This is a genomic window from Litoreibacter albidus, from assembly GCF_900107015.1.
In the GTDB taxonomy this organism is placed as follows: domain Bacteria; phylum Pseudomonadota; class Alphaproteobacteria; order Rhodobacterales; family Rhodobacteraceae; genus Litoreibacter; species Litoreibacter albidus.
On sequence record NZ_FNOI01000001.1, the window covers coordinates 171,248 to 196,166 of the forward strand.

At 55.3% G+C, this 24,919-nt stretch carries 28 protein-coding genes and 1 tRNA gene; 11 read left to right on the forward strand and 18 right to left on the reverse strand.

The genetic code is table 11. The features are described 5' to 3' along the window. Positions 1-124 precede the first annotated feature (124 nt). The 6 genes from cpaB to BLW66_RS00910 form a co-directional block, all read right to left on the reverse strand. Complete coding sequence (gene cpaB, locus BLW66_RS00885; RefSeq protein WP_089943587.1) at positions 125-958, reverse strand: Flp pilus assembly protein CpaB; 834 nt, start codon at positions 956-958, stop codon at positions 125-127. A 131-nt stretch (positions 959-1,089) separates the two neighbouring features. Beyond that, positions 1,090-1,278: a hypothetical protein gene (locus tag BLW66_RS00890; protein ID WP_089943591.1), complete on the reverse strand. Its 189-nt coding sequence runs from the start codon at positions 1,276-1,278 to the stop codon at positions 1,090-1,092. 160 nt (positions 1,279-1,438) lie between these two features. Continuing rightward, the gene (locus BLW66_RS00895; RefSeq protein WP_089943594.1) at positions 1,439-1,633 is read right to left on the reverse strand and encodes a hypothetical protein; all 195 of its coding nucleotides are present in this window, start codon (positions 1,631-1,633) and stop codon (positions 1,439-1,441) included. Between the two features lie 214 nt (positions 1,634-1,847). Beyond that, a complete protein-coding gene (locus tag BLW66_RS00900) occupies positions 1,848-2,042 on the reverse strand; it encodes a Flp family type IVb pilin (protein WP_089943595.1) in 195 nt (64 codons plus the stop codon). A 260-nt stretch (positions 2,043-2,302) separates the two neighbouring features. After that, a complete protein-coding gene (locus BLW66_RS00905) occupies positions 2,303-2,497 on the reverse strand; it encodes a Flp family type IVb pilin (RefSeq protein ID WP_170833355.1) in 195 nt (64 codons plus the stop codon). A gap of 263 nt (positions 2,498-2,760) precedes the next feature. Beyond that, positions 2,761-2,955 carry a Flp family type IVb pilin gene (locus tag BLW66_RS00910; protein ID WP_170833355.1) on the reverse strand — a complete coding sequence of 65 codons (195 nt, stop codon included), beginning with the start codon at positions 2,953-2,955 and terminating at the stop codon, positions 2,761-2,763. Positions 2,956-3,325: 370 nt separating this feature from the next. Between BLW66_RS00910 and BLW66_RS00915 the strand changes: the two genes are divergently transcribed. Both BLW66_RS00915 and BLW66_RS00920 read left to right on the forward strand, forming a co-directional pair. Beyond that, complete coding sequence (locus BLW66_RS00915; RefSeq protein ID WP_089945600.1) at positions 3,326-4,138, forward strand: lytic transglycosylase domain-containing protein; 813 nt, start codon at positions 3,326-3,328, stop codon at positions 4,136-4,138. Between the two features lie 3 nt (positions 4,139-4,141). Further along, positions 4,142-5,575 carry a UbiA family prenyltransferase gene (locus BLW66_RS00920; RefSeq protein WP_089943598.1) on the forward strand — a complete coding sequence of 478 codons (1,434 nt, stop codon included), beginning with the start codon at positions 4,142-4,144 and terminating at the stop codon, positions 5,573-5,575. On the opposite strand, the gene BLW66_RS00925 is transcribed toward BLW66_RS00920, so the two are convergent. The 5 genes from BLW66_RS00925 to BLW66_RS00945 form a co-directional block, all read right to left on the reverse strand. After that, the gene (locus BLW66_RS00925) at positions 5,572-6,309 is read right to left on the reverse strand and encodes an SDR family NAD(P)-dependent oxidoreductase (protein WP_089943601.1); all 738 of its coding nucleotides are present in this window, start codon (positions 6,307-6,309) and stop codon (positions 5,572-5,574) included. The genes BLW66_RS00920 and BLW66_RS00925 overlap by 4 nt on opposite strands. Then, positions 6,306-7,619, reverse strand: coding sequence for an FAD-binding protein (locus tag BLW66_RS00930; protein ID WP_089943605.1), 1,314 nt, complete (start codon positions 7,617-7,619; stop codon positions 6,306-6,308). The genes BLW66_RS00925 and BLW66_RS00930 overlap by 4 nt, the downstream gene beginning before the upstream one ends. Further along, positions 7,616-8,623, reverse strand: coding sequence for a lysylphosphatidylglycerol synthase transmembrane domain-containing protein (locus tag BLW66_RS00935; protein WP_089943608.1), 1,008 nt, complete (start codon positions 8,621-8,623; stop codon positions 7,616-7,618). The genes BLW66_RS00930 and BLW66_RS00935 overlap by 4 nt, the downstream gene beginning before the upstream one ends. Positions 8,624-8,699: 76 nt before the next feature. Further along, positions 8,700-9,290 (reverse strand): NUDIX hydrolase, encoded by a 591-nt coding sequence (locus BLW66_RS00940; RefSeq protein ID WP_089943612.1) that lies wholly within the window; start codon positions 9,288-9,290, stop codon positions 8,700-8,702. Positions 9,291-9,321: 31 nt separating this feature from the next. Beyond that, positions 9,322-9,732: a DUF983 domain-containing protein gene (locus tag BLW66_RS00945; RefSeq protein ID WP_089943615.1), complete on the reverse strand. Its 411-nt coding sequence runs from the start codon at positions 9,730-9,732 to the stop codon at positions 9,322-9,324. A gap of 194 nt (positions 9,733-9,926) precedes the next feature. Between BLW66_RS00945 and BLW66_RS00950 the strand changes: the two genes are divergently transcribed. The 4 genes from BLW66_RS00950 (at position 9,927) to BLW66_RS00965 (ending at position 11,943) form a co-directional block, all read left to right on the forward strand. Further along, entirely contained in the window at positions 9,927-10,403 is a 477-nt protein-coding gene (locus BLW66_RS00950; protein WP_089943618.1) for an EF-hand domain-containing protein, read from the forward strand. A gap of 63 nt (positions 10,404-10,466) precedes the next feature. Beyond that, entirely contained in the window at positions 10,467-11,048 is a 582-nt protein-coding gene (locus BLW66_RS00955) for an RNA polymerase sigma factor (RefSeq protein WP_089943621.1), read from the forward strand. Further along, complete coding sequence (locus tag BLW66_RS00960; protein ID WP_089943624.1) at positions 11,045-11,434, forward strand: hypothetical protein; 390 nt, start codon at positions 11,045-11,047, stop codon at positions 11,432-11,434. Before BLW66_RS00955 ends, BLW66_RS00960 begins: the two co-directional genes overlap by 4 nt. Positions 11,435-11,439: 5 nt before the next feature. Further along, the gene (locus tag BLW66_RS00965) at positions 11,440-11,943 is read left to right on the forward strand and encodes a periplasmic heavy metal sensor (RefSeq protein ID WP_170833356.1); all 504 of its coding nucleotides are present in this window, start codon (positions 11,440-11,442) and stop codon (positions 11,941-11,943) included. 19 nt (positions 11,944-11,962) lie between these two features. On the opposite strand, the gene BLW66_RS00970 is transcribed toward BLW66_RS00965, so the two are convergent. Beyond that, on the reverse strand, positions 11,963-13,177 hold the full coding sequence (locus BLW66_RS00970; protein WP_170833357.1) for a diguanylate cyclase: 1,215 nt from the start codon (positions 13,175-13,177) through the stop codon (positions 11,963-11,965). 309 nt (positions 13,178-13,486) lie between these two features. Between BLW66_RS00970 and BLW66_RS00975 the strand changes: the two genes are divergently transcribed. Continuing rightward, positions 13,487-13,765: a DUF3572 domain-containing protein gene (locus tag BLW66_RS00975; RefSeq protein ID WP_089943633.1), complete on the forward strand. Its 279-nt coding sequence runs from the start codon at positions 13,487-13,489 to the stop codon at positions 13,763-13,765. Positions 13,766-13,896: 131 nt separating this feature from the next. After that, positions 13,897-14,079 (forward strand): hypothetical protein, encoded by a 183-nt coding sequence (locus BLW66_RS17830; protein ID WP_170833358.1) that lies wholly within the window; start codon positions 13,897-13,899, stop codon positions 14,077-14,079. Here BLW66_RS17830 and BLW66_RS00980 read toward each other — a convergent pair. From BLW66_RS00980 to BLW66_RS01000, 5 genes are all read right to left on the reverse strand, one after another. Continuing rightward, complete coding sequence (locus BLW66_RS00980; protein WP_089943635.1) at positions 14,051-15,292, reverse strand: FAD-binding domain-containing protein; 1,242 nt, start codon at positions 15,290-15,292, stop codon at positions 14,051-14,053. The genes BLW66_RS17830 and BLW66_RS00980 overlap by 29 nt on opposite strands. Next, a complete protein-coding gene (locus BLW66_RS00985; RefSeq protein WP_425283316.1) occupies positions 15,289-15,489 on the reverse strand; it encodes a DUF2256 domain-containing protein in 201 nt (66 codons plus the stop codon). The genes BLW66_RS00980 and BLW66_RS00985 overlap by 4 nt, the downstream gene beginning before the upstream one ends. Then, positions 15,440-16,975, reverse strand: a complete 1,536-nt coding sequence (locus BLW66_RS00990) for a cryptochrome/photolyase family protein (RefSeq protein WP_089943641.1) — start codon at positions 16,973-16,975, stop codon at positions 15,440-15,442. Before BLW66_RS00990 ends, BLW66_RS00985 begins: the two co-directional genes overlap by 50 nt. Before the next feature lie 196 nt (positions 16,976-17,171). Next, positions 17,172-17,684: a hypothetical protein gene (locus tag BLW66_RS00995; RefSeq protein WP_089943644.1), complete on the reverse strand. Its 513-nt coding sequence runs from the start codon at positions 17,682-17,684 to the stop codon at positions 17,172-17,174. Between the two features lie 1,144 nt (positions 17,685-18,828). Beyond that, positions 18,829-19,878 carry a PDDEXK family nuclease gene (locus tag BLW66_RS01000; RefSeq protein ID WP_089943647.1) on the reverse strand — a complete coding sequence of 350 codons (1,050 nt, stop codon included), beginning with the start codon at positions 19,876-19,878 and terminating at the stop codon, positions 18,829-18,831. 348 nt (positions 19,879-20,226) lie between these two features. On the opposite strand from BLW66_RS01000, the gene BLW66_RS01005 reads away from it, so the two are divergent. Together BLW66_RS01005 and BLW66_RS01010 are read left to right on the forward strand one after the other, a co-directional pair. Then, positions 20,227-21,921 carry a DUF262 domain-containing protein gene (locus BLW66_RS01005; RefSeq protein WP_089943650.1) on the forward strand — a complete coding sequence of 565 codons (1,695 nt, stop codon included), beginning with the start codon at positions 20,227-20,229 and terminating at the stop codon, positions 21,919-21,921. Positions 21,922-22,828: 907 nt separating this feature from the next. Next, positions 22,829-23,839, forward strand: coding sequence for a tyrosine-type recombinase/integrase (locus BLW66_RS01010; RefSeq protein ID WP_170833360.1), 1,011 nt, complete (start codon positions 22,829-22,831; stop codon positions 23,837-23,839). Positions 23,840-23,900: 61 nt separating this feature from the next. Here the strand turns inward: BLW66_RS01010 and BLW66_RS01015 are convergent. Then, positions 23,901-23,974 (reverse strand) — tRNA-Cys (locus BLW66_RS01015). A 249-nt stretch (positions 23,975-24,223) separates the two neighbouring features. On the opposite strand from BLW66_RS01015, the gene BLW66_RS01020 reads away from it, so the two are divergent. After that, entirely contained in the window at positions 24,224-24,877 is a 654-nt protein-coding gene (locus tag BLW66_RS01020; protein ID WP_089943656.1) for a protein-L-isoaspartate O-methyltransferase family protein, read from the forward strand. Positions 24,878-24,919: the final 42 nt, after the last annotated feature.

Consider the following 24,919-nt stretch of genomic DNA (forward strand, 5'->3'; position numbering starts at 1 on the left):
AATCAGGTGTTTATCGCGCGTCTTTTATGTGGGCCTGTCGCAACACCACGCTAATTGTAGTGGCAGACATAGTTGCGGCACCCAATATAGGGTGCCGCAGGGTCATCTTAGTATGATGATTTGTTTAGTTGGTGCAGGCGATCGGCATTTCGATCACTTCGGCGCCTTTGCGCGTCTTGATTGTGCAAACCCGTGCGGCCTTTTCTACTACTGCGGCCTCTTCACGGATGCCCAGCAACTGATTTTGGTCAACCTCTACGCCTGCAACTTCGGTGTCATCACCAGCGCCAACGAGCGACAGGGACAGGCGGCCAGTCGATTGGGCTTGTGCCAATGCGCCAACTTCACTCGGGGAGGCGGCAACTGTGACCGTGCGCGCAATCGTTGGTGCGGAGCGGTCGCCGTCAGCAGTTTGGTCAACCGCGATAAGCTTCAAACGGGTGTCGATCAGCTTGGTCACTTCGCGACCTTGGCTATTGCCGGTCCAGTAAACGTCCACGTGGTCACCTGGACGCAAGAAGCCCGAAACACCGGAGGACACGTCAACTCGCAGCGCGAAAGCGCGCATACCTTTTGCAAGGCGTGAGGACACGCCAGCATCTTCGCCCGGCTCTGTTACTTTGCTGATCATAACGGCTTCGTCTTTTTCCATAACGCGCAGCACCGTGCGCAGCTCGCCGGTCGGCGGGAACAACACTTCACCCTCTTGGAATGCGCCTTCTGGGATGGCGTTGTTCGGCCATGCGATGATTTGCACGTCTTCTTTCGTCAGCGTTTCGCCGTATGCGATCTGACGCTTGACGGTGAAGACGGCCTCTAGGGGAACGTTGCTTTTCAGCAGTTTCTCCTGAGCGGCCACCTTGGCCTGATATTGGTCGAATCTGTTTTTTGCCATGAAGGCCGCGAAACCTGCCAAGGCCACGCCCACGATTAGCACTAACCCGAAAACCATCCGCATTTTTTGCCCCTTTTCATATTATATAACGTCCTGCCGCATTTGTCGGGCAGGGCTCACTCATCTGGTCCCGTTATGCAGGTTGATTGCGGCGAAATATGGGAGTGGGTGAGGTTTTACGGCGGCGTCACCCACTAGAACGAGGTGGTGGCCGTCTGATTGCTGAGGTTGCCGTCGACGTCGCCGGTTAAGTCCTGCGTGCCACCAATGACGACCCCCATCGAGGCCAGCGCTAACCCTATAATTCCGGCCGACAGGATAACCCAGTCGAGTGTAACGGCACCGGTTTCGCTTCCCAAAAAACGGGACACTAGGTATTTCATACTCTTCTCCGACAGAACGGACGCGGTGCGCCCGTAAATAGGAGGTATTGCAGTCAAATAAGGCGAAAATTGGAAGCATTATGGCGGTTTTGCCATAATTCGCGATTTTGGTGGAAACGGTTTGTTTCCCGCCCGTGCGCCGTCGCTGGCCTTGAGCCGCTTAGAAGGTAGAGATGATGTCTTGCTGCTTAACTTGGTAGTTGTCAGCGTGGTCCAGATCCTCAACGCCTCTGATGACGCCAGCGACAACGAATATGCCCAAGACAAAGATTACGCCGCCCAACCCAACAATTTCAGGAGAGATGGCGCCGGTTTCGTCGGCGGCGAAGGTCTTGATTTGCATCTTAAAGCTCATGGCATGTCTTTCTTCGTCGTGGCGTCGGAGAGTAAATGGTTAGGCGTGTGACTAACTGTTTACTGTAATGAAATATTGCAGGCGATAACGGCAAAAGTTTGGCGGCAATGGATCATTGTTGTCGCACCTGGGTTCAACTGGAAGGGGAATGGCAAAGGCCGCGCCCTATGCAGAGCGCGGCCCGATATCTGCGTCGCGAATTGCGACGAGCAACTTAGAATGTGGTTGTCACACCCTGTGTTGTCAGCTGTGTTTCGATGTCGCCGGACAGTTTTTCCAGACCGTCGGATACGGATGCCATAACGGCGATGCCCAGGCCAACGATGGCAGCGGTCAGAACAACCCAGTCAACAGTTACAGCGCCGGATTCGTCTGCTGCGAAATTTTTGATCATTGCGTTCAGTGTCATAGTATATCCCTCCAAGGATTTAGTTTGGTAAGTTTCCAAGTTCACAAGACGTACGTTTGACTCAGCCAGCCTCTGTTCTAGACTGCGTCGACGTCATAACACCGATTTATCGCGTCAAATCGGGGCAAGAATTGGGCGCGAATGGTACCTTTTCTTAACCAAGCCACACACGGGTATTGGGGGCAGAGGGGGAACGACAAAGGCCGCGCTCCGAAGAACGCGGCCCAATATCCAAATCGCCGTAGTAGGCGACAGGCAGCTTAGAATGCTGCGGATACGCCTTGCGTAGTCAGCTGTGTTTCGATGTCGCCGGACAGTTTTTCCAAACCGTCGGAAACAGAAGCCATAACAGCGATGCCCAGGCCAACGAGAGCTGCGGTCAGAACAACCCAGTCAACAGTTACTGCGCCGGATTCGTCTGCTGCGAAAGATTTGATCATTGTGTTCAGTGTCATAGTATATCCCTCCAAGGATGTAATAAGTCAGTTTCAAAGTTAACCTGACGCTTAATCGACCCAGCCAGCCTCTGTTCTAGACTGTGTCGCCGCCTTGGTATGCAGCATGTATCGCGCTCAATCGGGGCCAGATTGGGGCATGAATGGTACCTTTTCTTAACCAAACGGAAAGAATAGAGCGTAGAGGCTGGTTAGAACGACAAAGGCCGCGCTCCGAAGAACGCGGCCCAATATCCAAATCGCCGTAGTAGGCGACAGGCAGCTTAGAATGCTGCAGATACGCCTTGCGTAGTCAGCTGTGTTTCGATGTCGCCGGACAGCTTTTCCAAACCGTCGGAAACAGAAGCCATAACAGCGATGCCCAGGCCAACGAGAGCTGCGGTCAGAACAACCCAGTCAACAGTTACTGCGCCGGATTCGTCTGCTGCGAAAGATTTGATCATTGTGTTCAGTGTCATAGTATATCCCTCCAAGGATGTAATAAGTCAGTTTCCAAGTTAACCTGACGCTTGATCGACCCAGCCAGCCTCTGTTCTAGACTGTGTCGCCGTCTTGGTATGCAGCATGTATCTTCCTCAATCGGGGCCAGATTGGGGCACGAATGGTACCTTTTTCGCACCCTTACATAAATGCGCTGAAATTCGTTCATCATGTTGATTTGAAAGAAGTTTAATGTGATTTCGGGCAAAACACGCCCCCGCGCTGTCCCATAACCTGCGTCAATGCTGGCACAGGGTTTCGATTGTTGCGCAGATCAGGTGGTGTCAACGCCCTTTTTCTGCGATGGTCTGGAAAAAGAAAAATACCAACGGCAAGTCGGGCAGGCTCATGTCGATTAAAATTCGCGAGATTATTCTGCTACTGTGTTTATGCGTAGCGGGCTCAGGTAACGCTGCAGAGCTGAAACCTGCATTTGGGGGTAACTTTACCTTCAAGAAAATTGCGCCGCCCAGTAAGGGCGCGAAAAAGCTGATCACCATCCAGATACAACCAAAGCCCAAGACGCCCAAAGTCGCGGCGACCCCGAAAGGGGCGGCACCTAAGGCACCGTCGAAAGTGGATTGGTTCTGGCAAGCCGTGTCGCCATCGATAGAGGCTTCCGGCCCCGGGCGCTTCACGCACGCTGTGGCGAGCCTTGGAACGGCCCCCAAGGGGAGTGCGGTCGCCGCGCCGCGGTTGGAGACAATGCAGGCCATCGCAAGCCAGCACGGGACGACGATTTTGCTGGAGACGTTGAACAAGAAGATATCGCCCGCATTCGTTCTCGCGCTGATTTCGGTGGAATCAGGTGGACGTGTCGCTGTTGAAAGTAACAAAGGCGCTCAAGGCCTGATGCAGCTGATCCCCGACACCGCGGCGCGTTTTGGCGTGACCGACAGCACCGACCCCGTCCAGAACATCAAGGGCGGCGTGGCGTATCTTGAGTGGTTGATGACGGAATTCGCTGGCGACCCGATCCTTGCGTTGGCGGGTTACAACGCTGGCGAGAATGCCGTGAAGAAACACAAAGGCGTTCCGCCGTATCCTGAGACGCGAAATTATGTGCCAAAAGTTCTGGCGGCCTGGAAAGTGGCCAGAGGCATGTGCCTGTCGCCGCCAGAACTGGTCTCCGACGGCTGCGTATTTCGGACAAAAGGCTAGACTATGACACGCAAACCACTGATTTTGGATGTCGACGGGACGCTCTTGCGCACCGATATGTTGTTCGAGACCTTTTGGTCCGCAATGGGGCGTGCGCCCATCGATACCTTGCGCGTGGCGGCAGGCAACCTGTCGGACCGCGCGCGGTTGAAGGCCGAGTTGGCGGCGCTCGCGGATTGCCGTGTCGATCTGATGCCCGTTGATGAAAACGTGCGCGACATGGCGCAGCAAGCAGCGGAGCAGGGGCACGAGGTGATACTCGCCTCTGCCTCGGACGAAAGCTTGGTCACTGCATTGGCAGCGCACCATGGGCTATCCGGCCGCGTCTTTGCCTCGGATGGCGTGAATAACCTCAAAGGTGAGGCAAAGGCGGACGCGTTGGTGGAAGCTTTTGGCGAACGCGGTTTTCATTACGCGGGCAACGACGCATCCGACGTTGCGGTTTGGACGAAGGCCGACGACGTTATCATGGTTGGCGACCAGCCTGCGGCACGCGCGGCTTTGGAGGATGAGGGGCACGCGGTCACGCAATTGCCCGGCGGCTGGTCTTGGGCCAGCCTGATCAAAGCCATGCGCCCGCACCAATACGTGAAAAACGTGCTACTTTTGTTGCCCATCATCGCGGCGCATAATTTCGGGCTTTCGGCCTTTCTACCCGTGCTGTTGGCGATTGTGTCCTTCTCGGCGGCGGCTTCGTGCATCTATCTGGTCAATGATTTGCTTGATATAGACGCCGACCGACTTCACCCAACGAAGCGCAAGCGCCCGTTTGCCAGCGGGGCATTGCCGGTGAAGACGGGAATGTTTGCGGTGCTCGGCCTTGCGGCTGTGGCGTTGGGTGTTGCGGCGCTGTTGAACGCGGCCTTCTTGGGCGTTGTTGTGCTCTATATGATCTTGTCGCTGGCATATTCACTCAAGCTAAAGCGTATGCGCTGGGTCGATATCGCGACGTTGGCGGCGCTGTATACGATACGAGTCGTGGCGGGGGCGGCGGCGGCGCAGGTCTATGTGACAGGCTACATGCTGGTCTTTATCTTCCCCGTTTTTGTCACACTGGGCTGCGTTAAGCGGCTGACGGAATTGACGCTGGCCACGTCCGACGACCGTTTGCCCGGACGTGGCTACGGCCGCCCGGACAGGTCGGACCTGCTGAACGTTGCAGGGTTGGGCATGTTTGGCGCATTGATGGTGTTCTTTTTGTATACGTTTACGGAGCAAGCCCGCTCGCTCTATCCCACGCAATGGCTGCTGTGGGTGGCGATGTTGCCCATCGGTGGGTGGCTGTTTCGTATGGTGTCGCTTGGGTATAAGGGCAAACAGGATTACGATCCGATTGTTTTTGCGATGCGCGACCGTCACGGAATATCGCTGATCCTGTTTGCTTTAACCTTGATGTTCTATGCGGCAGGTTTGTTCCAAAACGCCTTTGGCTTCTAAACGCTGAGTTTTTTGAACAGTCGTTCAGGGATCGCCTTGATGATCCCCATGATCAGGCGCCAGAACCCCGGCGTGTAGATCACGTCTTTGCGCTTCTCCACGGCTTTCAGGATATCGGCGGCGATTTTGTCCGGCGTGGCGACGAGAAACATCCCCTCGATCCCCCACGTCATGGCGGTGTCCACGAAACCTGGTTTTACGGTGACGACATGCCCGCCACTGCGGGTGAGCCTGTTGCGCAGACCGCTCAGGTAGGTGTGAAAGCCTGCTTTGGCCGACCCATATACATAGTTGCCAATGCGCCCGCGGTCCCCCGCGACGGAGCCCACACCAGCAACAGTCCCGCCGCCGCGTTCTTCCATGTGGGGCGCGATCATTTGCAAGAAGGCGGCTGGCCCAGCGTAATTGTCGGTCACGGTGCCCGCGATCAGGGACGGATCTGCGTCGATCTGGTCTTGCGTCGGCATGGAGCCCACGAACACGGCGACGTTGATCATCCCCTCCAGCGCTGTGGCGCTCTCTATAATCGGGGCGAAAGTGTTGGCGTCGCGGGCGTCAAAGCGAGCGGCTTGAGAAAAGGGAGCGCCTTGCAGGCGGCAGTCCGCCGCGCTGGCGTCCAGATCTTTCGCGTCGCGTCCTGCGAGGATGACATTCGCGCAGTCTCGCGCAACTGCACGAGCGAAGGCGCGCGCCATAGAGGACGTGGCCCCGAGGATGATCCAAGTTTCGGTCATGCGTGACTCCGGATGTTCAAGCGGCGGGTTTGGTCTGTTTCATAGGCCCCGTTAGGGTCTATTTCGGTGATGAGCTTGGCGAACTTTGCGACGTCTGGATACATGGAGCGTACATGCGCGGGCGACAACGTCGCGTCCTTGGCTAGATAAATACGCCCGCCTGCGTTCTTGGCGATTTCTTCAAGCTCCGCGATGAGGGCTTCTGCGGCCCCGCGATTGGGGAAGTCGACGGCGAGGGTATAGCCTTCCATGGGGAAGGACATCAGGCCTGCACGGCCCGGCCCCATGCGTTTAATCACCGCGAGCGGGGAGGCGAGGCCTTCGCGCCCGATCTTGTCTAGCATCACGCGCAGAACTGTGGCCTCCGTAATCGGAACGACGCATTGGAACTGGTGGAAGCCGCGTTTCCCGTACAGGCGGTTCCATTCCAGAAGTTTGTCCAGCGGAAAGAAGAATTCGGTGATGGGCTTCACACTGGTGCGGCCATCTTCCGGCACGCGCCGGAAATAGGATGCGTTGAACAGTCGGACCACCGGATTGGAGAGCGCCCATTTGGGCGCGTTGAACGGCACCGACTTGGCGCGCTTGGCGTCGGGGACGAGGCCGTAGCCGGTTTCGGCTTCTTCCAGAATGCCGCGCCCGAGGGTTTCACCCTTCGCGGTCGCGTCGACCCAACCGACGGTATACGTGGATTGAGAGTTGTCCAAGGCTTCGAGGAAGTGATCTAGGTTTTCGATCCGCCGTTCCGTCACGGTGATCACGTCGCCTTTGCACGGCAGCAGTTTGATCTTTGCGGAGACGATCGCGCCCGTTTGTCCCATACCACCGACGGTGGCACGGAACAGTTTAGCGCCTTTGGACGGTCCGACCTTTTGGAGTTTGCCGCCATTCATCAAAGTGATTTCCGTGACATGCTGGCCGAAGGATCCCGCGCCATGGTGGTTCTTACCGTGCACATCATGGGCAATGCAGCCGCCGATGGTTGCGAAGCCGGTTCCCGGCATCACGGCGGGAAGCCACCCATCAGGCGCGAAGCGCCGTGCGATATCACCGATGCGTGCGCCTGCTTCCACCTCCAGAATGCCAGTCTCTGGGTCGAAATCCAACAGCCGATCCATGCGGGTCATATCCAGAGCGTGGCCGCCGTCGTTCAAACAGGAGTCGCCATAAGACCGGCGCATGCCAAAGGCTGGTGCGCTTTGTTCGCTTTGGGCAGCGGCAAGCGTGGAGGTCCGCTCTGGGCGGGCGACTTTGGCGGTGGCGCTGTGGACGCGGCCCCAGCCTGTGTAGGTAAGAGTGTTCCAGATCATATCATTTTCGACTTATTTGAGAATGCTTCGGCAAAAGGAAAGGTCAGCGCACCGAGGGCTATCGCGAACCAAAGTGTAGTGATGCGGATAACCGTGGTGGCCGCGACGGCCACATGAAGGGGCACACCGCTCATGGAGAGCAAGAAAACCATTGAGGCTTCTGCGCCACCCAAGCCGCCCGGCGCGCCGGTCAAACCGCCCGCCAATGTGGAGAACAAGAAGATGGTTGTCGCCGCTGCAATTCCGATATCCGCACCCATCCATTTCAAGAGGAGATAGAGCGCGAACCCTTCGGCCAGCCACCCCACTGCGCTGAGGATCAGCGCGGGAATGGAGGTGCCGGCCTGACTGAACAAGCCCATGGAACGCGCCGATTGGCGCAGGGTGGCAAATAGGCGGGGCCAACGGTTGACGAGGCTAAAGAGCGCTTCCACAATTCTTTTGAGCAACATGGGGCGGGTCACGATAACTGCGGTGACAATTGCCGCGGCGGCCACGGGGGCCGCACGAAGCCCGCCTTGGCCTGAGATCAGAACGCCGCCACCCAAGACCAACCCCATCGCAGCCATGTCAAAAGCGCGGTCCGCAAGGGGGAGGGGTGTTAGCCGTTCCAGCGTCCATCCGGTCATCCGCCTGATCCACCGAAGGCGGACAAGTTCTCCGACTCGCGCGGGGGTGATGGTCATGGCGAAGCCACCAATAAAGTGCAGTAAAGAGGTGTGCAGCGACAGGTTCACGCCAAGCCTTGCTGCGAGAAAGTGCCAACGAACGCCGCGCAGGACATAGTTGATCAGCGATAGAGCGAGCAACGCGCCAAACTGGGTGACCGTCAGCTTTTGCAATTCTTGCCACGTCTCGCGCCAGCCAGTGGCAGTGACAAGCCCGATAAGTCCGACGACAAACAAAACCAGCAGGCCCCAAAATAGAACCCGATCACGCCACGAGCGTTTCGAGGCCGCCAAAACATGCGGCGGGGGCGTTGGGATGCTGTCAGTCAAACTCATGGTCCCTGTGCGCTAGCAACAAAATAGGGCAGGATTGTGAAACTGTTTCTAGAATCGGAACATTGGCGCGCAAGTGCTAGGAAATTCGAAGGAAACGCGACACACCTGTGCTGTTGTCGAAAAACGGCACGCTGGCCGGCGGTGCGTCGGTTTTAGAAAGAGCTTCCACCTCTGCCAGCACCACCTCTGTGATGAACGGCAAGTTTAACGCCCGTGCGTCCGGTAGCGGAACCCAATGCAGGTGGCTCAACTCGTCACTGGCTTTGGAGAAGTCATCAAGGTCGGTGTCGATCAGCGCGTCTGCATTACCCAGAAAAAAGCGGGCATCAAAGCGCCGTGGGCGGCCGGGTGGGGTGATGGCGCGAAAGAAGTAGTGCAATCCGTCGCAGCCGTTCAGCGCGAGGCCTGTTTCTTCCCATGTTTCGCGCAAGGCTGCCGCAAGCAGGGCAGGGCCAAATGGGCCAAGACGGTTTTGGCAAATCTCGGACTTTTTGCCGACAACCTGCGTCTGCGCGTCCTCCGGATCGACCGCACCACCTGGGAACACGTATTTATTGGGCATGAACGCTGCAGTCTTGCCGCGTTGGCCCATCAATATTTTCGGAACCGTCGCTGCGTCACGCACAAGCACGACGCTCGCCGCGTCTCGGATTGGTGTGTCTATCATGCCCGCACTCTGGCCCGAGTGAGGCGTAGCTTCAACCGTTAACGCTGGGGGCTGGACTGTCTTTGAAGCCGTGCATCCGCTTGGCCCACTGCAAGGCCACCACCGCCCCCTTCAGTCGGGGCAGTAAATAGAGCGAGAGGGCAACGCACCCTACCGTGAAGATTGTTGCGACGACCAGCGGATCGGGCTCGAACTCGAAGAAGGTCCAAAGCAACAGCGGCGCCATCAGGTGCCCCACGATCAGGATCGTCAGATAGGCAGGGCCATCGTCCGCGCGGTGGTGGCTCATCGGCTCATGGCACACAGGGCATTCGTCACGCACCGTTAGGTAGCCCGAAAACATAGGGCCTTGACCGCAAGAGGGGCACTGCCTGCGCCAGCCTCGCAGCAATGCGGGTTTCAACTCGCGGTCGGTCTGTGCGGTTATGTCTTCGATGGCCATGTCGATCTTACCTTTGTTCTGAATGCGCACATTACGCGACAGTGGCGGTGAGCGCAGGGTGACAGGATGTCTCGGGGGCGGGCGTCTCGATTTATTTTCCCCGCGCCGCGACGGAGTTCCTGCCGTGGTTCGTTAAAGGTGCATAACGGCGACCAAGACCGGTTCCCGAATGACCAAAACTGGAGACCACACACATGGCACTATTGGTAGATAACGTGAAGTCAAAACTCATTCTTGCGGGCGTGGGCCTTACCTTGGCGCTGACGCCGATGATGGCACAAGCTAAAGGCGGCCACGGACCGCGCGTTACATTCGAAGAGTTGGACGCAGATGGCAACGGCAGCGTGACAGAGGCCGAAATGCAAGCGCACCGCGCTGCGGGCTTCGCTTCGACTGACACAAACGGCGACGGCGCTTTGTCACGTGATGAGCTGGAAGCGAAAATGAAATCCGGCAAAGAAGACCGCATGATCCGTCGTCTGGATAAGATGATGGAACGTATGGACACCGACGGAAATGGCACGTTGAGCCAAGAAGAAATGGCGGATGCCGGTGGCAAACGCAAAGGCAAGGGCTTCTCGCGCATGGACAAAGACGGCAACGGTGAAATCTCCAAAGCCGAATTTGAGCAGATGGGTAAGAAGCATCGCGGCGGCAAACATAAGAAGTAACTTTGGTTTGGGGCGGTCAAAGTTGGTCGCCCCGCCACTCACAATAGGTTAACGTCGCGCGGGATGGATATGGCTCTGGATCAGTCGGATCAACTGGATGATGATGCGTTGATCGTGCTGTTCGCCAATGGCGACGGCGCGGCCGCGCAGACGTTGACGGCCCGCTTGTCCCCTGTCGCACTGAGTTTCGCGCGTCGTATGCTCGGTGATTTAGCGGAGGCTGAGGACGTCGTGCAAGACGCGATGCTACGCCTGTGGAAGGTCGCACCAGAGTGGCGTCCGGGCGAAGCAAAGCCTGCCACATGGCTCTACCGCGTGGTGAACAACCTATGTATCGACCGGCTGCGCAAGCGCCAAAAGGTGAGCGTCGGGTTGGACGATATGGCGGAGCCGCCGGATCCCACGCCATCGGTCGAGGCGCGGATGATAGAGACGGACCGTTTGGCAGCACTGGATGCGGCCCTGTCGCAACTGCCGGAGCGGCAACGGCAAGCGGTGATTTTGCGTCACATCGAGGGGCAGGCGAACCCTGATATTGCGCAGGTCATGGAGATTAGCGTGGAGGCGGTCGAGAGTTTGACAGCCCGCGGGAAACGGACGTTGGCAAAGCTGCTTACGTCTCAAAAGGAAGAGTTGTCATCATGAGCGATGATCTGAAATTAACCCCCGAGGCGGATGCCGAGTTAGATGATCTGTTCGCGCTGGCGCGTGCAGAAAGTCCAGTGCCCTCCGCACAGATCCTGTCGCGCATCGTGCAGGACGCGGCCCAAACACAGGCCGGTTTCGATGCGCAAAATGCGGCCGCACCTGTGGCGCGATCACCTTGGTGGCGGCAGTTGTTTGATGATATCGGCGGCCTGCCTGCCTTGGGCGGCCTTGCGGCCTGCGCCTGCGCTGGGGTCTACTTGGGCTTTATAAACCCTGATGTGCCGACGGGATGGACGTCTGCCGCTGTTGAAGACAGTTTCGAGACGGACGGCGTGATGAGCCACGCCATGCTGGGCGATGTCTACTGGATTGAGGAAGGGTGATGGCGATGGAAGAGATCAAGGCACCTATGCCGCGTAGGGTGAAATTGGCCCTGATTACCTCGCTTGCCGTCAACGTATTGGTGATCGGGGCGGTGGCAGGCGCGATGATAAAAGGGGGGGGGCGTCCGCCTAAGGGATATTCGGACCGCAGCGGTAGTAGTGTCGCGATCGGTATATATGGCCACGCTCTGGAGAAAGCGGATCGTCGGGCGGTCGGTGCGCTCATGCGGGCGGACCGTAAAGCGCAGCGGCGCGAAATCCGCGCGGAGCTTGGAGCGTTGGCGGCAAAAGCCTCGGACTTGCTAGTGCAGACGCCCTTCGACAAACAGGCTTTCGCCAATGTGTTGCTTGAGCAGCAACACGTGATCAAGGGTAGCGCGGACGCAATGCAAACCGCTCTCGTGGAGCATATCGCTGCCATGTCGCCGGAGCGCCGCGCGGCCTATGCCCAGCGGCTGAATGACGCGCTGGAGAAGGGGGCGAGGCGCCGCAAATCGGATAGGAAGTAGCGCGCGGGTGACGTAGCGCCTACGCCGCCGTCGCAATAGCGACGACATTCCGGCCGCGGGACTTTGCGTCATACAATGCGCGGTCTGCTTGCTCCAACATATCGGGTATCGCAACGCGACCGTCTTGCACCGAAAGGCCGATGCTTACGGTCACATGCAACGGCGCGAGGCCTGCCTTCACGGTGATGTCCATTGCGCCCACGGCTTTGCGTAAGCGGTCGGCAGTTGCTGCGGCTTCGTCCTGTCCGGCGTTGGGCAGGGCGACCAAAAATTCCTCACCGCCCGTACGGCAGATCAGATCGCCGCTGCGCAAGTTTTGGCGTAGGGTTTGTGCGAGTGACGTCAGGACGATGTCCCCCACCGCATGACCGTAGCGATCATTCACGCCTTTAAAATGGTCCACATCGAAGGCAAGGATAGCAAAGTTGGTGTTGTTGGACAGGCAGGTGCGCTGCATTCCGCGTAGTTTTTGGGCGGCGTACCGGCGATTATGTAACCCAGTTAGCGGGTCGGTCATGGCTTGTTTCAGCCCCTCGCGGACCGCGCGTTTGTGGCGTTGCAGTTGGCAAGCGATGCGAGCTTGGTTGTCAATACGTGGGGCCAGTTCACCGATCGGGGTGCTGTCAGTCACGACGTCATGTGCGCCAAGGTCATAGGCCCGCGCTAACTGCTCTGGGCTGGGGCATTGAAGCGACAATATGATCCGAACATCATGCATATGGCTGCGCGAGCGCATTTGGGACATGACGGACAAGGCGTGTTCTACGCTTTTTGTTCGGGTGAGCAGCACGACAACGTCAGGCTCGCTTGGGCGGGCGTCGGGCCGCATCAGCGTAGATAGCGGGACGGCACATATCTTGTCTTCGGCTTGGCGGGACTGGTTTATCGCATCAATGGGGCTAGGATCCAGCGTGGTCGGCTGAGCGGCTTCATCCGGCGCAATCTCCGTGCTGAAGATCAGCGTCTTTAGGCCTTCTTCCCGTCCGTTGTCCGCCGGTGTTAAGTCGCCCTCGGCCGACTGAATATGTAAATCACGGGGCGCTGCGTTGTCGCGCATTAGGCTGCGGATGCGGGCAAGCAATACGCCTTCATTGAATGGCCGCCACAACAGGTCGGATGCTCCCGCGCGCAAACATCTGTCGAGGAGGGTACACATTTTATCGTCCGCCGCCGGACCTGTGCGCATAAATACGAAGGCGGTGGCCATGTTATGGGCTGCGCGCGCATCGCTCATCCAGCTCAGGGCACAGTCAGGCGCCGTTGACCGTATGCAAATTAAGGTGCTGCATAGCAGAACAACCTCATACCGATTTGCTGCAAAGGCCGCGCGCGCTTGCGCGACGCTTTCTACGACACTGACCTCATAATGGGCGAGTGACAACTTCGCCCGTAGTACCATCCGATTGGTTGGGACTGGATCAACGACAAGTATTCGTCCGACCATCTGCGCGCCTCGCCTTCAAAGTTGGAATCGCCTCTTGAATGCAGTCAGTCTGATCTGCCAAGTGTTAAGAAACACTTACCTGTTAGGAGTGCCCTCAGAATGACGCCGCAAAAAGCCGAAGAACTCGCCCTGTCCGTTTTGGGCTGGCTTGCGGCCTCAGACGATATGATGGGCGTTTTCTTGGGGTCGAGCGGCTCTTCCATCGACAGCGTTCGGGCCCAAGCCTCCGATCCCGCGTTTCTTGGGTCGGTGCTGGACTTTCTATTGATGGACGACAGCTGGGTGACAGCGTTTTGCGATGCAAATTCGGTCGATTACCGCCAACCGATGATAGCGCGGCAATACCTGCCAGGTGGGGATGTGCCGAACTGGACTTAGTCCAAACCGGCGCAGCTGGCCGATCGTTACGGGGGTCACGGTCGTGTCGTATGCATGTGGGGCCATAATGACTCCGATAGTGGCACCGTTTGCGATGGTGCGTGACGCGGGGTTGAGCGGAGCGGCAGGTTGTGGCTGATGTCTACGGCGTCGCCCGTAAGGGCATCCAGCAGGCGGTCGACACTGGCATCGATACGGGCCTTCGCCCGGCCAAAGGCGGATGCCACGCACGGCAACTGCCGCGGGTCATGAGCAATGGCAAACACCACATGGCGCCAATGGAGGCTATGACGTTACCAGCCCAAGCTCGTTGAGGATTATCGGGATCTTCTTTTTTAACCTGAAGAAGCCCTTGTTGGCGTGTGGCCACGTTTGCGTGTCATAAGCGCGCTGTTTTTGATGTAGGTGAAGGCCTGCCGCCTCCAACTGGGCGCGCACGGCTTCGAGTTTGGATGCGACAGGGCCCACCGGTGTCCACGGTGTAACGACATGCGTAGTTTCTGCGCGCTTGGCTCCGTCGATGATGATTTCGGCCCAATCGCTTTCCGCCACATGGACCGCACCCGTCCCATTCGACCGCGCCACAGCATCTTCGACGGCACTTTTCTGGAATGCTGCTACACGATCACTTTGCCGCCGCGATGCGGGAACAAGGCCTATCACGCCCGCTGGTGATCCCTGCTCAGTACTCTCAGGATGGCAATCTTCCGGTGTGATCAGCAGCAAATGTCGCTCTGCCGATAGTGGTTTAAGCTGGGGCAGTGGGACACGCGGATGATCAACGTGTTCAACCAAGGGGGCAGCATGTGTCGCCAACTGGCCGGTCGGCTCAAAACGGTCATTGGTAAATTTTGCGATGTTGGAAGGCTGCGCCAGATAAGTCTTTCCCTTCGTGTGCAATCCCGCCACCCAACGCCAACTGAGCGTGTTAGATGCTAGGTCGCCGTCAAGCAGATGGCGCAAGAAGAAATCGGCCCCCAATTCCCATGGTAAACGCAGCGTGAATATCCAGATTGACGCGAACCACATGCGGGCGTGGTTGTGCAAGTACCCCGTTTCTTGAAGGTCCGCACACCAGTGATCGAAACACGCGATACCTGTTCGGCCCGCAGTCGCGTCGCTGTAGTCTGATCTAACGGCGGCGTTCGTCTCCAGCGTGCTTAATGCAGTCTGAAGCCCATTTTTATAACTCGACCAAACGCTCGGATGCTGCTCTAGCCAGCCCTTGAAATAACTCCGCCAGAATACTTCTTGGATGAACTTCATCGCGGCACTTGGGCTGTGATGCGCCAAGGTTGCGGCGAGCACCTCTTCTTCCGTGATCAATCTGTGTCTGATCCACGGCGAAAGTGCCGAGACAGAGCTGCAGTTTTGCGGTCCGAAATCATAGTTGCGCAGCGATGCGTAATGCGCGCCTGTGCGTGACACAAATTTTTCTAGACGCTCAAGCCCGGCGGTGCGGGTCGGCTCAAACGTGACCGTTTCCGAGGGGGCTTGATCACCTGAAAAGAGGGCCGACGTTGTCATTGGCACGACGTACCTGTGGTTGATTTGGCTGATGGTCGCGCGCGGCGGCACCGGTCAGAGCAGTATCTGACGTCATCCCAAACCTTCGCCCACTTTTTGCGCCAAGTGAACGGCAGGCCACAGGTGGCACAGGTCTTTTGCGGCAGGTCAGACTTTTTCATTGGCTTCAATTGCGTTGAAGAAACGGCGGCTGTCATCCCGAATGGCTTGCCGCTTCTCGTCGCTCATTTGGTCCAAGCTTCTATACATGAACCCCATGCGGGGGTTTCCACGCAGCTTGCCATCATTGCGGGCGATGAAATCCCAATAAAGGTAATTAAAGGGGCAGGCTGTGGGCCCGTTCTTAACCGAAGGCTTGTACTTACAAGACCGACAATAGTTCGACATTTTGTTGATATATGCGCCACTGGCTGCATATGGCTTCGACGCAAGCAGACCGCCATCCGCGTAGAGGATCATGCCCGACACATTGGGCAATTCGACCCACTCATACGCATCGGCATACACCAGCATATACCAGTTGTTAACCTCATCCGGATCCAGCCCCGCGATCAGCGCGAAATTCCCAAGGACCATCAGTCGCTGGATGTGGTGCGCATAGGCGTTCTGCTTGGTTTCGGTGACGCATTGGCGCAGGCAATTCATCTGGGTCTCAGCGCTCCAGTAAAACTCCGGCAAGGCGCGTTTCGCGTTGAAGAAATTCGCGGTTTTGTAGTCCGGCATCTTCAGCCAGTAGATCCCACGGACATACTCACGCCAACCGAGAATTTGCCGTATGAAACCCTCGACGGCATTCAGGGGGGCGCCGCCGGCGTGATACGCAGCTTCAGCGCGCTCGATGCATTCAAGCGGGTCGAGCAGGCCGCAGTTAAGATAGAGGCCGATGTGGCTGTGATACATCCACGGTTCGCCTTGAAGCATGGCGTCTTGGTAATCGCCGAATAGTTTCAACCGTCGGTCGACGAACTCTTCAAGGGCTATAACGGCCTGATCTCGGGTGACCGCGAAGTGGAACGGCGTCAATTCCCCGAAATGGTCAGGGAAATGGGCCTCTACGAGTTCTAGGACTTCTTGGGTCACTGCGTCTGGCCGCGCCTTGTAGGTTGGCGGGAGGTTAAGCCCAGCAGCAGGGGGCTTGCGATTTTCGGAGTCGTAGTTCCATTGGCCACCAACTGGGTCGTTGTGGTCCATTAAGATTGAATACTTGCGACGCATTTCCCTGTAAAAGAATTCCATCCGCATCTGCTTGCGACCTTCAGCCCAATCGGCGAACTCGGCTGGCGAGCTGAGAAAGCGGTTGTCATCTTTAATTGTCACCGTGATTCCTAGCCGCTGGGACCATCCCTTGATGTCTTCCACAAGTCGGTACTCGCCTGGGGTCGTCACAATGACTTCGTCAATATCGTATCGCGCAACGGTGCGCGCCACTTCATCGGCCAAGGAGCCTGCGTTATTGGGGGCGTCGTATTTGACGTAATGGATATTCAACCCTTCAGCGAGCAGCTCGGCCGCGAAATGGCGCATCGCAGAAAAGATGAATGCGATCTTTTTCTTGTGATGTTTGACGTAGGTCGCCTCGCTGCGCACCTCGCACATTAGGATGATATCGTTTTGCGCATCTACGCCGACAAGGCTGGCGATGTTTCGGCTTAATTGGTCGCCGAGTATCAGGCGTAATTTCATAGCCTGCCCATTCCTGCCGATCTGGCGCTGACTAAACCTTGCGGGACGCCAACTTTCGGAGACATTCGAGACCTGTCCGGTCTCGGGCCGCGAAACCTTAACGCTCCGCCATCGTCAAAGAACGGACCAATGTCGCGCCACGTCGCCTCAAACGCATGCGGGATGGAAGTCCCACCTTTTATATAGGTGTCGTGAATTATGGGCTGCAAGGTTCTGTCTCCACGACAACCTGCGCATCGGTGTCCATCACCGCAGAATATGATCGGTTACCCTTGAGAAGCGTGACCGAGGTGCCGCTGATTTCACCAGCGGATACAGTGATCCCGCGCTGCCCAGCCGTGTCGTCGACATCAATAGTAAATGCAACCGCCTCACCCTGGCCAAGGCCAGTCACATTCAACGTGGCCCGCTGATCAGCATCTGAGATATTGGGTGGCTCTAAAAGGTACTGCTCGCCTTTCGTAACTTCGAAAGGCTGAAACACTCCTACACCTTCGCTCGCTCCCGTGGTGTCGAAGATCAAACCAGCTTCTGACGCGGAAACGTCGATGACAATATCCACGGCGCCAAGGTCACAATCGCCAAGATTTTCGATAATAAACCGATCCTTGGGGGCACCCTCGATGAATTGCACCCGAAGATCTGCGAAGGACGGGAACGCTACGAGCAGAAATGCAAAGCAGCTAAGCGTGAGGCCGATGGTGTTCATGAGTACTGTCCCCAGATCAAAAACTTTGCTCGTTTGATAGCAATACGCGCCCGATCCTCGAATGGATCAAAATTGAGGGACGAAATTGGCTGGAAGCTGTTGACGGGGGAGCAGGCGGAAGAAGAATATACCGGAACTAAACCGAGCGTGATGCGGGCGATCAAAGCTTGGAGAACGTGGTGCAGATACTGCGTATGTGGGCGTGCGGAGCTTTCCACCGCCTTAGAGTTTTCGCCCCCTGATCCCACGGCCGCACTTTAACCTTTGAGAAGACGGGCAGCCGCACGAACCGGCCAACGAGTACCCAATATGGAATTTCGCGTGTTGTCGCGGAAATAATATGAGTGGCTGTGCTACCCGTGGAGGCGAGTACCGGAATCGAACCGGTGTACACGGATTTGCAAAACTAGGTATGTGTCTGAATTTATATGGTATTGTGTTTAGATTTCGCACGAATACTGTGAGAACGTAGCGTGAATGTTTAGACTGAAAGATTGACCATTTTCTGAAAAATACCACACATGAACGCGAGGGGGATTTCTCTATCAAGAGGTCTCTCTGGGCCCCGATCCGACTTTCCAACTAAGAACGTCTCTACCCAAAAGCTACCGATGGATCTTGTCGAGGCATTGCTGTTGATGCAGTGTTCTGCAACCGCTAAATTTTGAAGAGCCAATTAAATGCGAATGTTGACTGTGACCTTTGTAACTTGCTGTTCTCTTGCCGCTTGCAGCACAGAACTTACCGAACATGCATACTCTGTCAGACAAATTTCGCTTTCTGCTGCTGAGAAATGTTCATTCATTAGTCCAGTTTCTGGGGTTGAGTATTTTGGTTGGACTTCCGCTGGCGACGCGCAAAGTGCCCTAAATAAGGTCCGTAACTCTGTGGCGGAACGAGGCGGCAACGCCTTCGTGCTCACACAGACTGTTTCATCTGACGATGGCACGGTTAGCCACGCAGACGCTTATCTCTGCGAATAGTAGAGCGCTAACGGCCCATCGCCGACATCCGTCATAACCTAACGTCGCTACGGTGCGGCCCCGTCGAAGGAGCCATTCGCTGCGGCTGCATATTCAAAGGATGGATAAGTGCATCCGTGCGGCGTAAAGCTGGCGTTTTTTATCGCCCTCCGTCGGGCATCTCATAAGCCCGATGCCCTGATATTTAAAATGAGTTGATCGATGTCGTAACCTTTGCGTACCTCAAAAAGCGCAACCCCGTTGCGTTTACAGGCCGCGCGTTTCCTCTTGTCTCGCCGTTGGTTTTCTTCGAATGCCTTCTGTCCACCGAAAAATTCGATTGGCCTATCATGCTGTTCTCCTTGAAATTCGACTGCGACGGACAACTCTGGAAAAAAAACGTCGAGGTGCTGACGCCCCAGCCACGACGGTCGTGCGTGCTGCAGTACTTGGTGCTCGCTGAAGGCATCCTTTAACTGGTAATAAAGATGAGTCTCGGAAATCCAGCCCTCTCCGATGCGCGGAAGTCCTTTATCCACTCTGAGAGCGTTCTCAGCCTGCCTGATCAAGTCGACAACATAATCTCTGAACTCGTCGCGATTGCTGAAATGGTAAACTGTAAACTTTGGGTGAGGCCGATGATTACACGGCACACCATTAAACGGATCGAAGGCCGTACTGTGAACCTGGTAGTCCCTAATCCAATCGGAAATTAGATCACTGGATCGCGACCGCATTTTTTTGAGCAGAACGCCAAGGTATTGTTCAATATCTTCCAGGTTTTCACGCCCGTATTTCGTTACCTTCGGGCCAACGACGGCAATCATTTCGCGCGGTGCAGGTGGAATGTTCAATGCGTATTTTAGGCTGAGCTGAGTATTTGCAGTTAACCCCCACGTCGCGCCCAACTGCGGCTCTGGGAGAAGTTGAAGTGCCAAATCCAGTTCGTTGATCAAAATGGCGCAGTCGGCCGCCCAACCGTTTAGGTAACTCGGCAACTTCGGATGGTCTTTGTACAAATTGGCAAGTCTCGAGAGCGAGCGAAGCGATTTTTGAGGGTTCTTTTGATCAATTTCTTGGTACGCGTAACAGAATACGTATGAAATTTGGTCTTCGACGTCGACATATTCACCAGCTTCAACGGCACTGCTGAAGCGCCGATAGAAACGTTTTTGATCTCGATTCATATCTCCAATGGAAGGGTAGTATGTATTGAACTGCGGTACCTGCATGTTGCTTCCCTATGCGCGACGCTCTCACGTATATCTTGTTTCCCTTCCTGAGGAAGGAAGCTAGCCCACATCCAGATCGTCGCAACAGACATAGGCGCGCTCGATCGCCTTTCGACGATGCAGCGACTGCCCCGGTTTTCTAGGAGGAACCATCGTTGCGCCCGGCCCAAACCAGGCCTCGGTTCAACCGCCAGCGCTGCGTTGCAGCTTTCGAATTGCTGCCATTCATGTATGTCCGCCATTTATGGACCTTAAAGGCCATTTGCAATGGCGCGGCAAAATCATTGCGGTGCATTCTTCGCGCAGTTAATGTGACTATGAACCACAGAATTGAGGGAAGGGCGGGCCATGAAAATTGAATCGCAAGACAAGCGCGTGGACGAGCTTCTGAAGGGGAATATTTTTCTGATTCCGCGCTTTCAAAGGGAGTATTCGTGGGAACCCGACCATGTTTCTGAATTTTGGGACGACATCATGGACAACATGACGGAGCCTTACTTCATTGGTGCTATGGTCGTTTACAAAATTGAGCGGTCAACTCTTGCTGTAGTTGATGGGCAACAAAGGCTCACCACAATCACCATTCTGCTCTGCGCTATGCGAGAAGCATTTAAGAAATTGGGTAGGCCCGAACTTGCAGATGGTCTGCAAGCATATATCGAACAGAAAGATCGTGAAAATAAAACGGTGTACGTCTTAAAGACTGAATCTTCCTTTCCGTTTTTGCAGGAAGAAATTCTAAAGAGCGATGATGCTGAAGTTCCATTTGAAATTGGCCGCGAAGAAGAAGCGATAAAAAAAGCCTATAACATCTTCAAGGAAAGAATCGGCCAGAATCTCGCTGAATACCTATCCAACAAGGAACAGACTGCCGAAGACAACAGCAAAGACGCGGCTGATTGGTTGTCAATGCTGAGAGATACGGTCTTTGATTTGAACCTTATTTTGGTGACGCTCGACAACGAGGACGATGCATATCTTATCTTTGAAACCCTCAATACAAGAGGGAAAGACCTTGCACTTGCAGACTTGCTGAGGAACCATTTTGCAAAGCTTATCAAGGCTGCCAGTGAAGTCGACCAAGTGAAGCAAAAGTGGGGCAAGGTACACGACACAATCAAGAGTTCTCCGGTCCAATTGGACCCGGATACCTTTATCGTACACTCATGGCAGTCGCGGTATGATTTTGCCACGAAAGCCAAGGTTTTTCACAAGGTGAAGGACACAGTGAACAAGAAAAATGCGAAGTCTCACTTGAACCGTTTTGTATCCGACGCAGAGCAATGGCGTTCGATTTTTGATACAGATTATCTATGGTCGAAGAGTGAAAAGGAAGCCTCGCGCTCGTTGGCTGCATTGAGAACCTTCAAGGTCGTTCAGCCTGCGCCGGGTATCTTGTCATTGGTGAGAGCCTACAGGGATAAGCAGATCAAGTACCGAGCCTTAAGAAACGCACTCAGCAATATCGAAAAATTTCACTTCTCCTTTAATGCGATAACCTCATCACGATCATCAGGCGGCATTTCCGGAATGTATTCATCTTTCGGAAGGTCGATATTCGAGACGACTGACAGTAGTGGAGCGGCTCAGGCAATCGCCGAATTAGTTGGAAAACTGCGTGATCGGGAGGTTCCCGACATAGAGTTTGATGCAGGGTTTCAGCAAGTAATTTACACAAGTAAACATTCGTCTCAAAAAGCTTTGGTTCAATATATTCTAAAAAAGGTCGCCATTCACGAGGGCCAACCCTTCAGAGGTGACACTGAAGACCTAACAATTGAGCATCTCTTGCCGCAATCGAGCTCAAAAAATGATGAGGACCATGAGACCATTGGCCAAATCGGCAATTTGGTCCTAGTGGATTCGAAAACTAACGAGAAGCTTTCGACTAACGACTTCAAGGAAAAAAAGCTCATCCTAAAGGAGCACGGCTACAAGCTGCCTGAAATTCTTGAGAACGCTGAGGCGCTTACTCCGGAGGTAATTTTGGCGAATACCAAACGCATTTCCGAATTGGCCCGGACCATTATTTGGAAAATCTAGGACCCTAGCTAGTGTTCAGCACCTGACAAAAGATGCCCTCATGACAAGATGACCCACCTCGCATTGCTTGCGCCATCATAGCCACCATGGCAACAGTAGCGGGTACTTTGCGTCAGATTCAGAACACTAGCGCCAATAGAAGATGAGAAGTGGATCGGTTGCAAGTAGCTTTGCGGCAGGCTGAGAACCGAGGCTGACATTCAGAAAGCTCACAGCGAATGCGTGCTTTCCTGAAGTCTGTATTTATTGATCAAACAATCGGGTTTTCAAGTTCTTATGGTCCACTCCCGCAGCCTGCACGATTATCTTCTGTCCCGCAGCGAAGGTCCGCATTCCGCCAAGGAGCACTTGGCCACATGTGCAAACGGCCTTCGCTGTTCTCTGATTTCTAGCTCTTGCGCTAGGTGCCATTCCCCCGGAAACTCCAAATATTTGAGGGGGGATGGCGCCGTCCACATACACACCCCTTGAGGATATATGCATTTAGTGACACCAATTTTCATGCCGCACTCTTCCTAGTTGCTGGGTAGGGGTGAGAGGGAATTGGTGACGTTAAATGCTTTAAAATCGTTGGATTTGGTAACGTTTTGTTACAGTGGCTTATATGCGTTTAGTGACACAAAGCCTGTCTACGTGTTGTCCAAGTTGATCCAAAGTACATAACCTCAAACCCAAGTGAAGTTTGCATGCGGCGGGACGCCTCATTCAGCCCTAGGATGCGCAAACGCTTAGTTTTATAGGTATGCTATGTCAACGCGAACACTCGAACAGAAGGCTCTTAGCCTACTTCAGGCTGTGGAAAAGGCCGGAAAGTCTGTGGCCAGCGTGGCCATTGAGGGCCGAAAGATTGAGCTTGTGCTATCTTCGGGCGAGAACGTTGATGAGTTCGAGAGGATCGATATGCGCCATGGCAAAACGTGAACTTCCAAAGCACGTCTACAAACAACGAAATGGCATCTATTTTCAGCGGCGGGGATGGCCGTCCCAGAAATTTAAGAATGAGTTTGGTACCCCAGAATTTTGGCAAGAGTACGCGGATATTCTCGCGTGCAAGGATAAGCCCCAACGCGTAATTCATCGCAATTTTGCGGCTCTTGTGTCTGCCTATAGGAAGTCGCCGCGTTACGCGCGGCTCAAGCCACGTACTGCGCTTGATTATGACAAATATCTCGATTTCTTCCTATCGATTATGAGTGAAGCCAATCCGGCGAGTATGATGCGCAAAGACGTCATCCGGTTAAGGGATGCAAATGCGGCCAAGCCATATTTTGCAAATTACTCTCTGCGCGTCCTGCGTGTGCTCATGGAGCACTGCGTCGACCTAGGGTGGCGTGAAACCAATCCTGTGAGGGGTGTTCCCGAACTTAAGACGGAAAGGGCAGGGCGTGAGCCTTGGCCACGTGAGCTTCTCGAAGTCTATCGGTCCACCTGTAAGCTAGGCACCAGAGAGCGCCTCGTCATGGAGCTTTGCGTCGGGACGGGGCAGCGGATCGGTGACGTTTTGGAGATGCGCTGGTCCGACATTCAAGGGGGCGGATTTGTCATCAAGCAAAATAAGACAAGCAAGGAGCTTTGGGTTCCTATCCTCCCAGAGCTGCAATCAGCTCTAGACGCCGCAAGTCGCCATTCGGTTTATCTACTGACCAATGAGAGGGGCACGAACCGTTGGTCCTACCGAGGCGCGTCTCAGGCTGTCAGGAACGTTAGGGTAAAGATCGGGGCGCTTGGCTACGATATTCACAGTTGGCGTTACAACGCCGCTTGCGAGCTTGTGGAGGCTGGTTGCGGTGACGATCTAGTTGCCGCTGTGACGGGCCAAAGTCCGGCCATGGTTTTGCACTACACCAAGAAAGTTCGCCAAAAGATCAGGGCCACTCAGGCACAGCAAATGCGAACAGAACAAAAACAGAATGTTTAGACATTTGTTTAGACTTTGCTTCGCCTCGTTTTGGCAATCTCGCTAAGTCATTGAAAACACTTGGAGGCGAGTACCGGAATCGAACCGGTGTACACGGATTTGCAATCCGCTGCGTAACCACTCCGCCAACTCGCCTCAACGGTGTTTGCGTTCTCTAGACCAACCGCAGGGGTCGTGCAAGAGCTAGGGTGAGTGGCATTTATCGTTTTGTGGCGACCAACATGGCCGCGGGCACGTGGCGCCTTATTTGACCGGTGTTGGGCGCGCATGGTATGGTCTGAGTCAATTTTGCGACGGTCGGCGCTCATGGTTTACTTGGGCGTTGCCGCATGAACTGAATTGTGTCAAACCGTCGTTAACTGAAACTAGACTAATGAGTTTAGTATGCTTGATAACGCTACAAACCGTACAATGATGGTCGACACGCAGGTACGCCCGTCGGATGTAACCAAATTTCCGATTATTGACGCCATGCTTTCGGTGCCACGAGAGGCTTATGTTCCGCAAAGCAAGCGCAACGTGGCCTATGCTGACGGACATATTGACCTTGAAGCTGGGCGGGTACTTCTGGAGCCGCGCACCTTCGCCAAGATGTTGGATGCGCTTGATATTCAGCGCTCTGACGTGATCCTTGATGTGGGGTGTGGCCTTGGCTACTCCGCCGCGGTTCTGGCGCATATGGCAGACGTGGTTGTTGCTTTGGAAGAGAACGAAACGCTGGCGCGTGACGCGGAGGCTGCCTTGTCCGAACAGGGCGTGGATAACGCTGTCGTTGTCACCGGTCCGTTGGTCATGGGCGCGCCCAAGGCCGGCCCTTATGACGTGATTTGTGTGGAGGGCGGAGTGAGCGACGTTCCTGAAGACCTGCTTGCGCAGCTGAAGGAAGGCGGGCGCATTCTGGCGATTTTCACAGACATCGCGCCGGGAGAGGCCCGTTTGGGGTTGAAATCCAACGGCAAGGTGAGCTGGGGCTTGGTCTTCAATGCGAGCGCTCCGGTACTTCCTGGGTTCGGAACTGAGCCCGTGTTCTCGCTATAGTCAGACGTCACGGGTGTAATAGCCCGAAAATCGAAAGCCGCA

Coding starts and splice junctions, on each gene's coding strand:
- BLW66_RS00960 (WP_089943624.1), top strand. CDS start 11,045: ATGAGCGATGATCTGAAATTAACCCCCGAGGCGGATGCCGAGTTAGAT.
- cpaB (WP_089943587.1), bottom strand. CDS start 958: ATGCGGATGGTTTTCGGGTTAGTGCTAATCGTGGGCGTGGCCTTGGCA.
- BLW66_RS00905 (WP_170833355.1), bottom strand. CDS start 2,497: ATGACACTGAACACAATGATCAAATCTTTCGCAGCAGACGAATCCGGC.
- BLW66_RS00950 (WP_089943618.1), top strand. CDS start 9,927: ATGGCACTATTGGTAGATAACGTGAAGTCAAAACTCATTCTTGCGGGC.
- BLW66_RS00945 (WP_089943615.1), bottom strand. CDS start 9,732: ATGGCCATCGAAGACATAACCGCACAGACCGACCGCGAGTTGAAACCC.
- BLW66_RS00985 (WP_425283316.1), bottom strand. CDS start 15,489: ATGACAGCCGCCGTTTCTTCAACGCAATTGAAGCCAATGAAAAAGTCT.
- BLW66_RS00915 (WP_089945600.1), top strand. CDS start 3,326: ATGTCGATTAAAATTCGCGAGATTATTCTGCTACTGTGTTTATGCGTA.
- BLW66_RS00935 (WP_089943608.1), bottom strand. CDS start 8,623: ATGAGTTTGACTGACAGCATCCCAACGCCCCCGCCGCATGTTTTGGCG.
- BLW66_RS00925 (WP_089943601.1), bottom strand. CDS start 6,309: ATGACCGAAACTTGGATCATCCTCGGGGCCACGTCCTCTATGGCGCGC.
- BLW66_RS00930 (WP_089943605.1), bottom strand. CDS start 7,619: ATGATCTGGAACACTCTTACCTACACAGGCTGGGGCCGCGTCCACAGC.
- BLW66_RS00995 (WP_089943644.1), bottom strand. CDS start 17,684: ATGAACACCATCGGCCTCACGCTTAGCTGCTTTGCATTTCTGCTCGTA.
- BLW66_RS00990 (WP_089943641.1), bottom strand. CDS start 16,975: ATGAAATTACGCCTGATACTCGGCGACCAATTAAGCCGAAACATCGCC.
- BLW66_RS01010 (WP_170833360.1), top strand. CDS start 22,829: ATGGCAAAACGTGAACTTCCAAAGCACGTCTACAAACAACGAAATGGC.
- BLW66_RS00965 (WP_170833356.1), top strand. CDS start 11,440: ATGGAAGAGATCAAGGCACCTATGCCGCGTAGGGTGAAATTGGCCCTG.
- BLW66_RS00940 (WP_089943612.1), bottom strand. CDS start 9,290: ATGATAGACACACCAATCCGAGACGCGGCGAGCGTCGTGCTTGTGCGT.
- BLW66_RS00970 (WP_170833357.1), bottom strand. CDS start 13,177: ATGAGCGATGCGCGCGCAGCCCATAACATGGCCACCGCCTTCGTATTT.
- BLW66_RS01020 (WP_089943656.1), top strand. CDS start 24,224: ATGCTTGATAACGCTACAAACCGTACAATGATGGTCGACACGCAGGTA.
- BLW66_RS01000 (WP_089943647.1), bottom strand. CDS start 19,878: ATGCAGGTACCGCAGTTCAATACATACTACCCTTCCATTGGAGATATG.
- BLW66_RS00955 (WP_089943621.1), top strand. CDS start 10,467: ATGGATATGGCTCTGGATCAGTCGGATCAACTGGATGATGATGCGTTG.
- BLW66_RS00895 (WP_089943594.1), bottom strand. CDS start 1,633: ATGAGCTTTAAGATGCAAATCAAGACCTTCGCCGCCGACGAAACCGGC.
- BLW66_RS00900 (WP_089943595.1), bottom strand. CDS start 2,042: ATGACACTGAACGCAATGATCAAAAATTTCGCAGCAGACGAATCCGGC.
- BLW66_RS00980 (WP_089943635.1), bottom strand. CDS start 15,292: ATGACAACGTCGGCCCTCTTTTCAGGTGATCAAGCCCCCTCGGAAACG.
- BLW66_RS00975 (WP_089943633.1), top strand. CDS start 13,487: ATGACGCCGCAAAAAGCCGAAGAACTCGCCCTGTCCGTTTTGGGCTGG.
- BLW66_RS00920 (WP_089943598.1), top strand. CDS start 4,142: ATGACACGCAAACCACTGATTTTGGATGTCGACGGGACGCTCTTGCGC.
- BLW66_RS01005 (WP_089943650.1), top strand. CDS start 20,227: ATGAAAATTGAATCGCAAGACAAGCGCGTGGACGAGCTTCTGAAGGGG.
- BLW66_RS00890 (WP_089943591.1), bottom strand. CDS start 1,278: ATGAAATACCTAGTGTCCCGTTTTTTGGGAAGCGAAACCGGTGCCGTT.
- BLW66_RS00910 (WP_170833355.1), bottom strand. CDS start 2,955: ATGACACTGAACACAATGATCAAATCTTTCGCAGCAGACGAATCCGGC.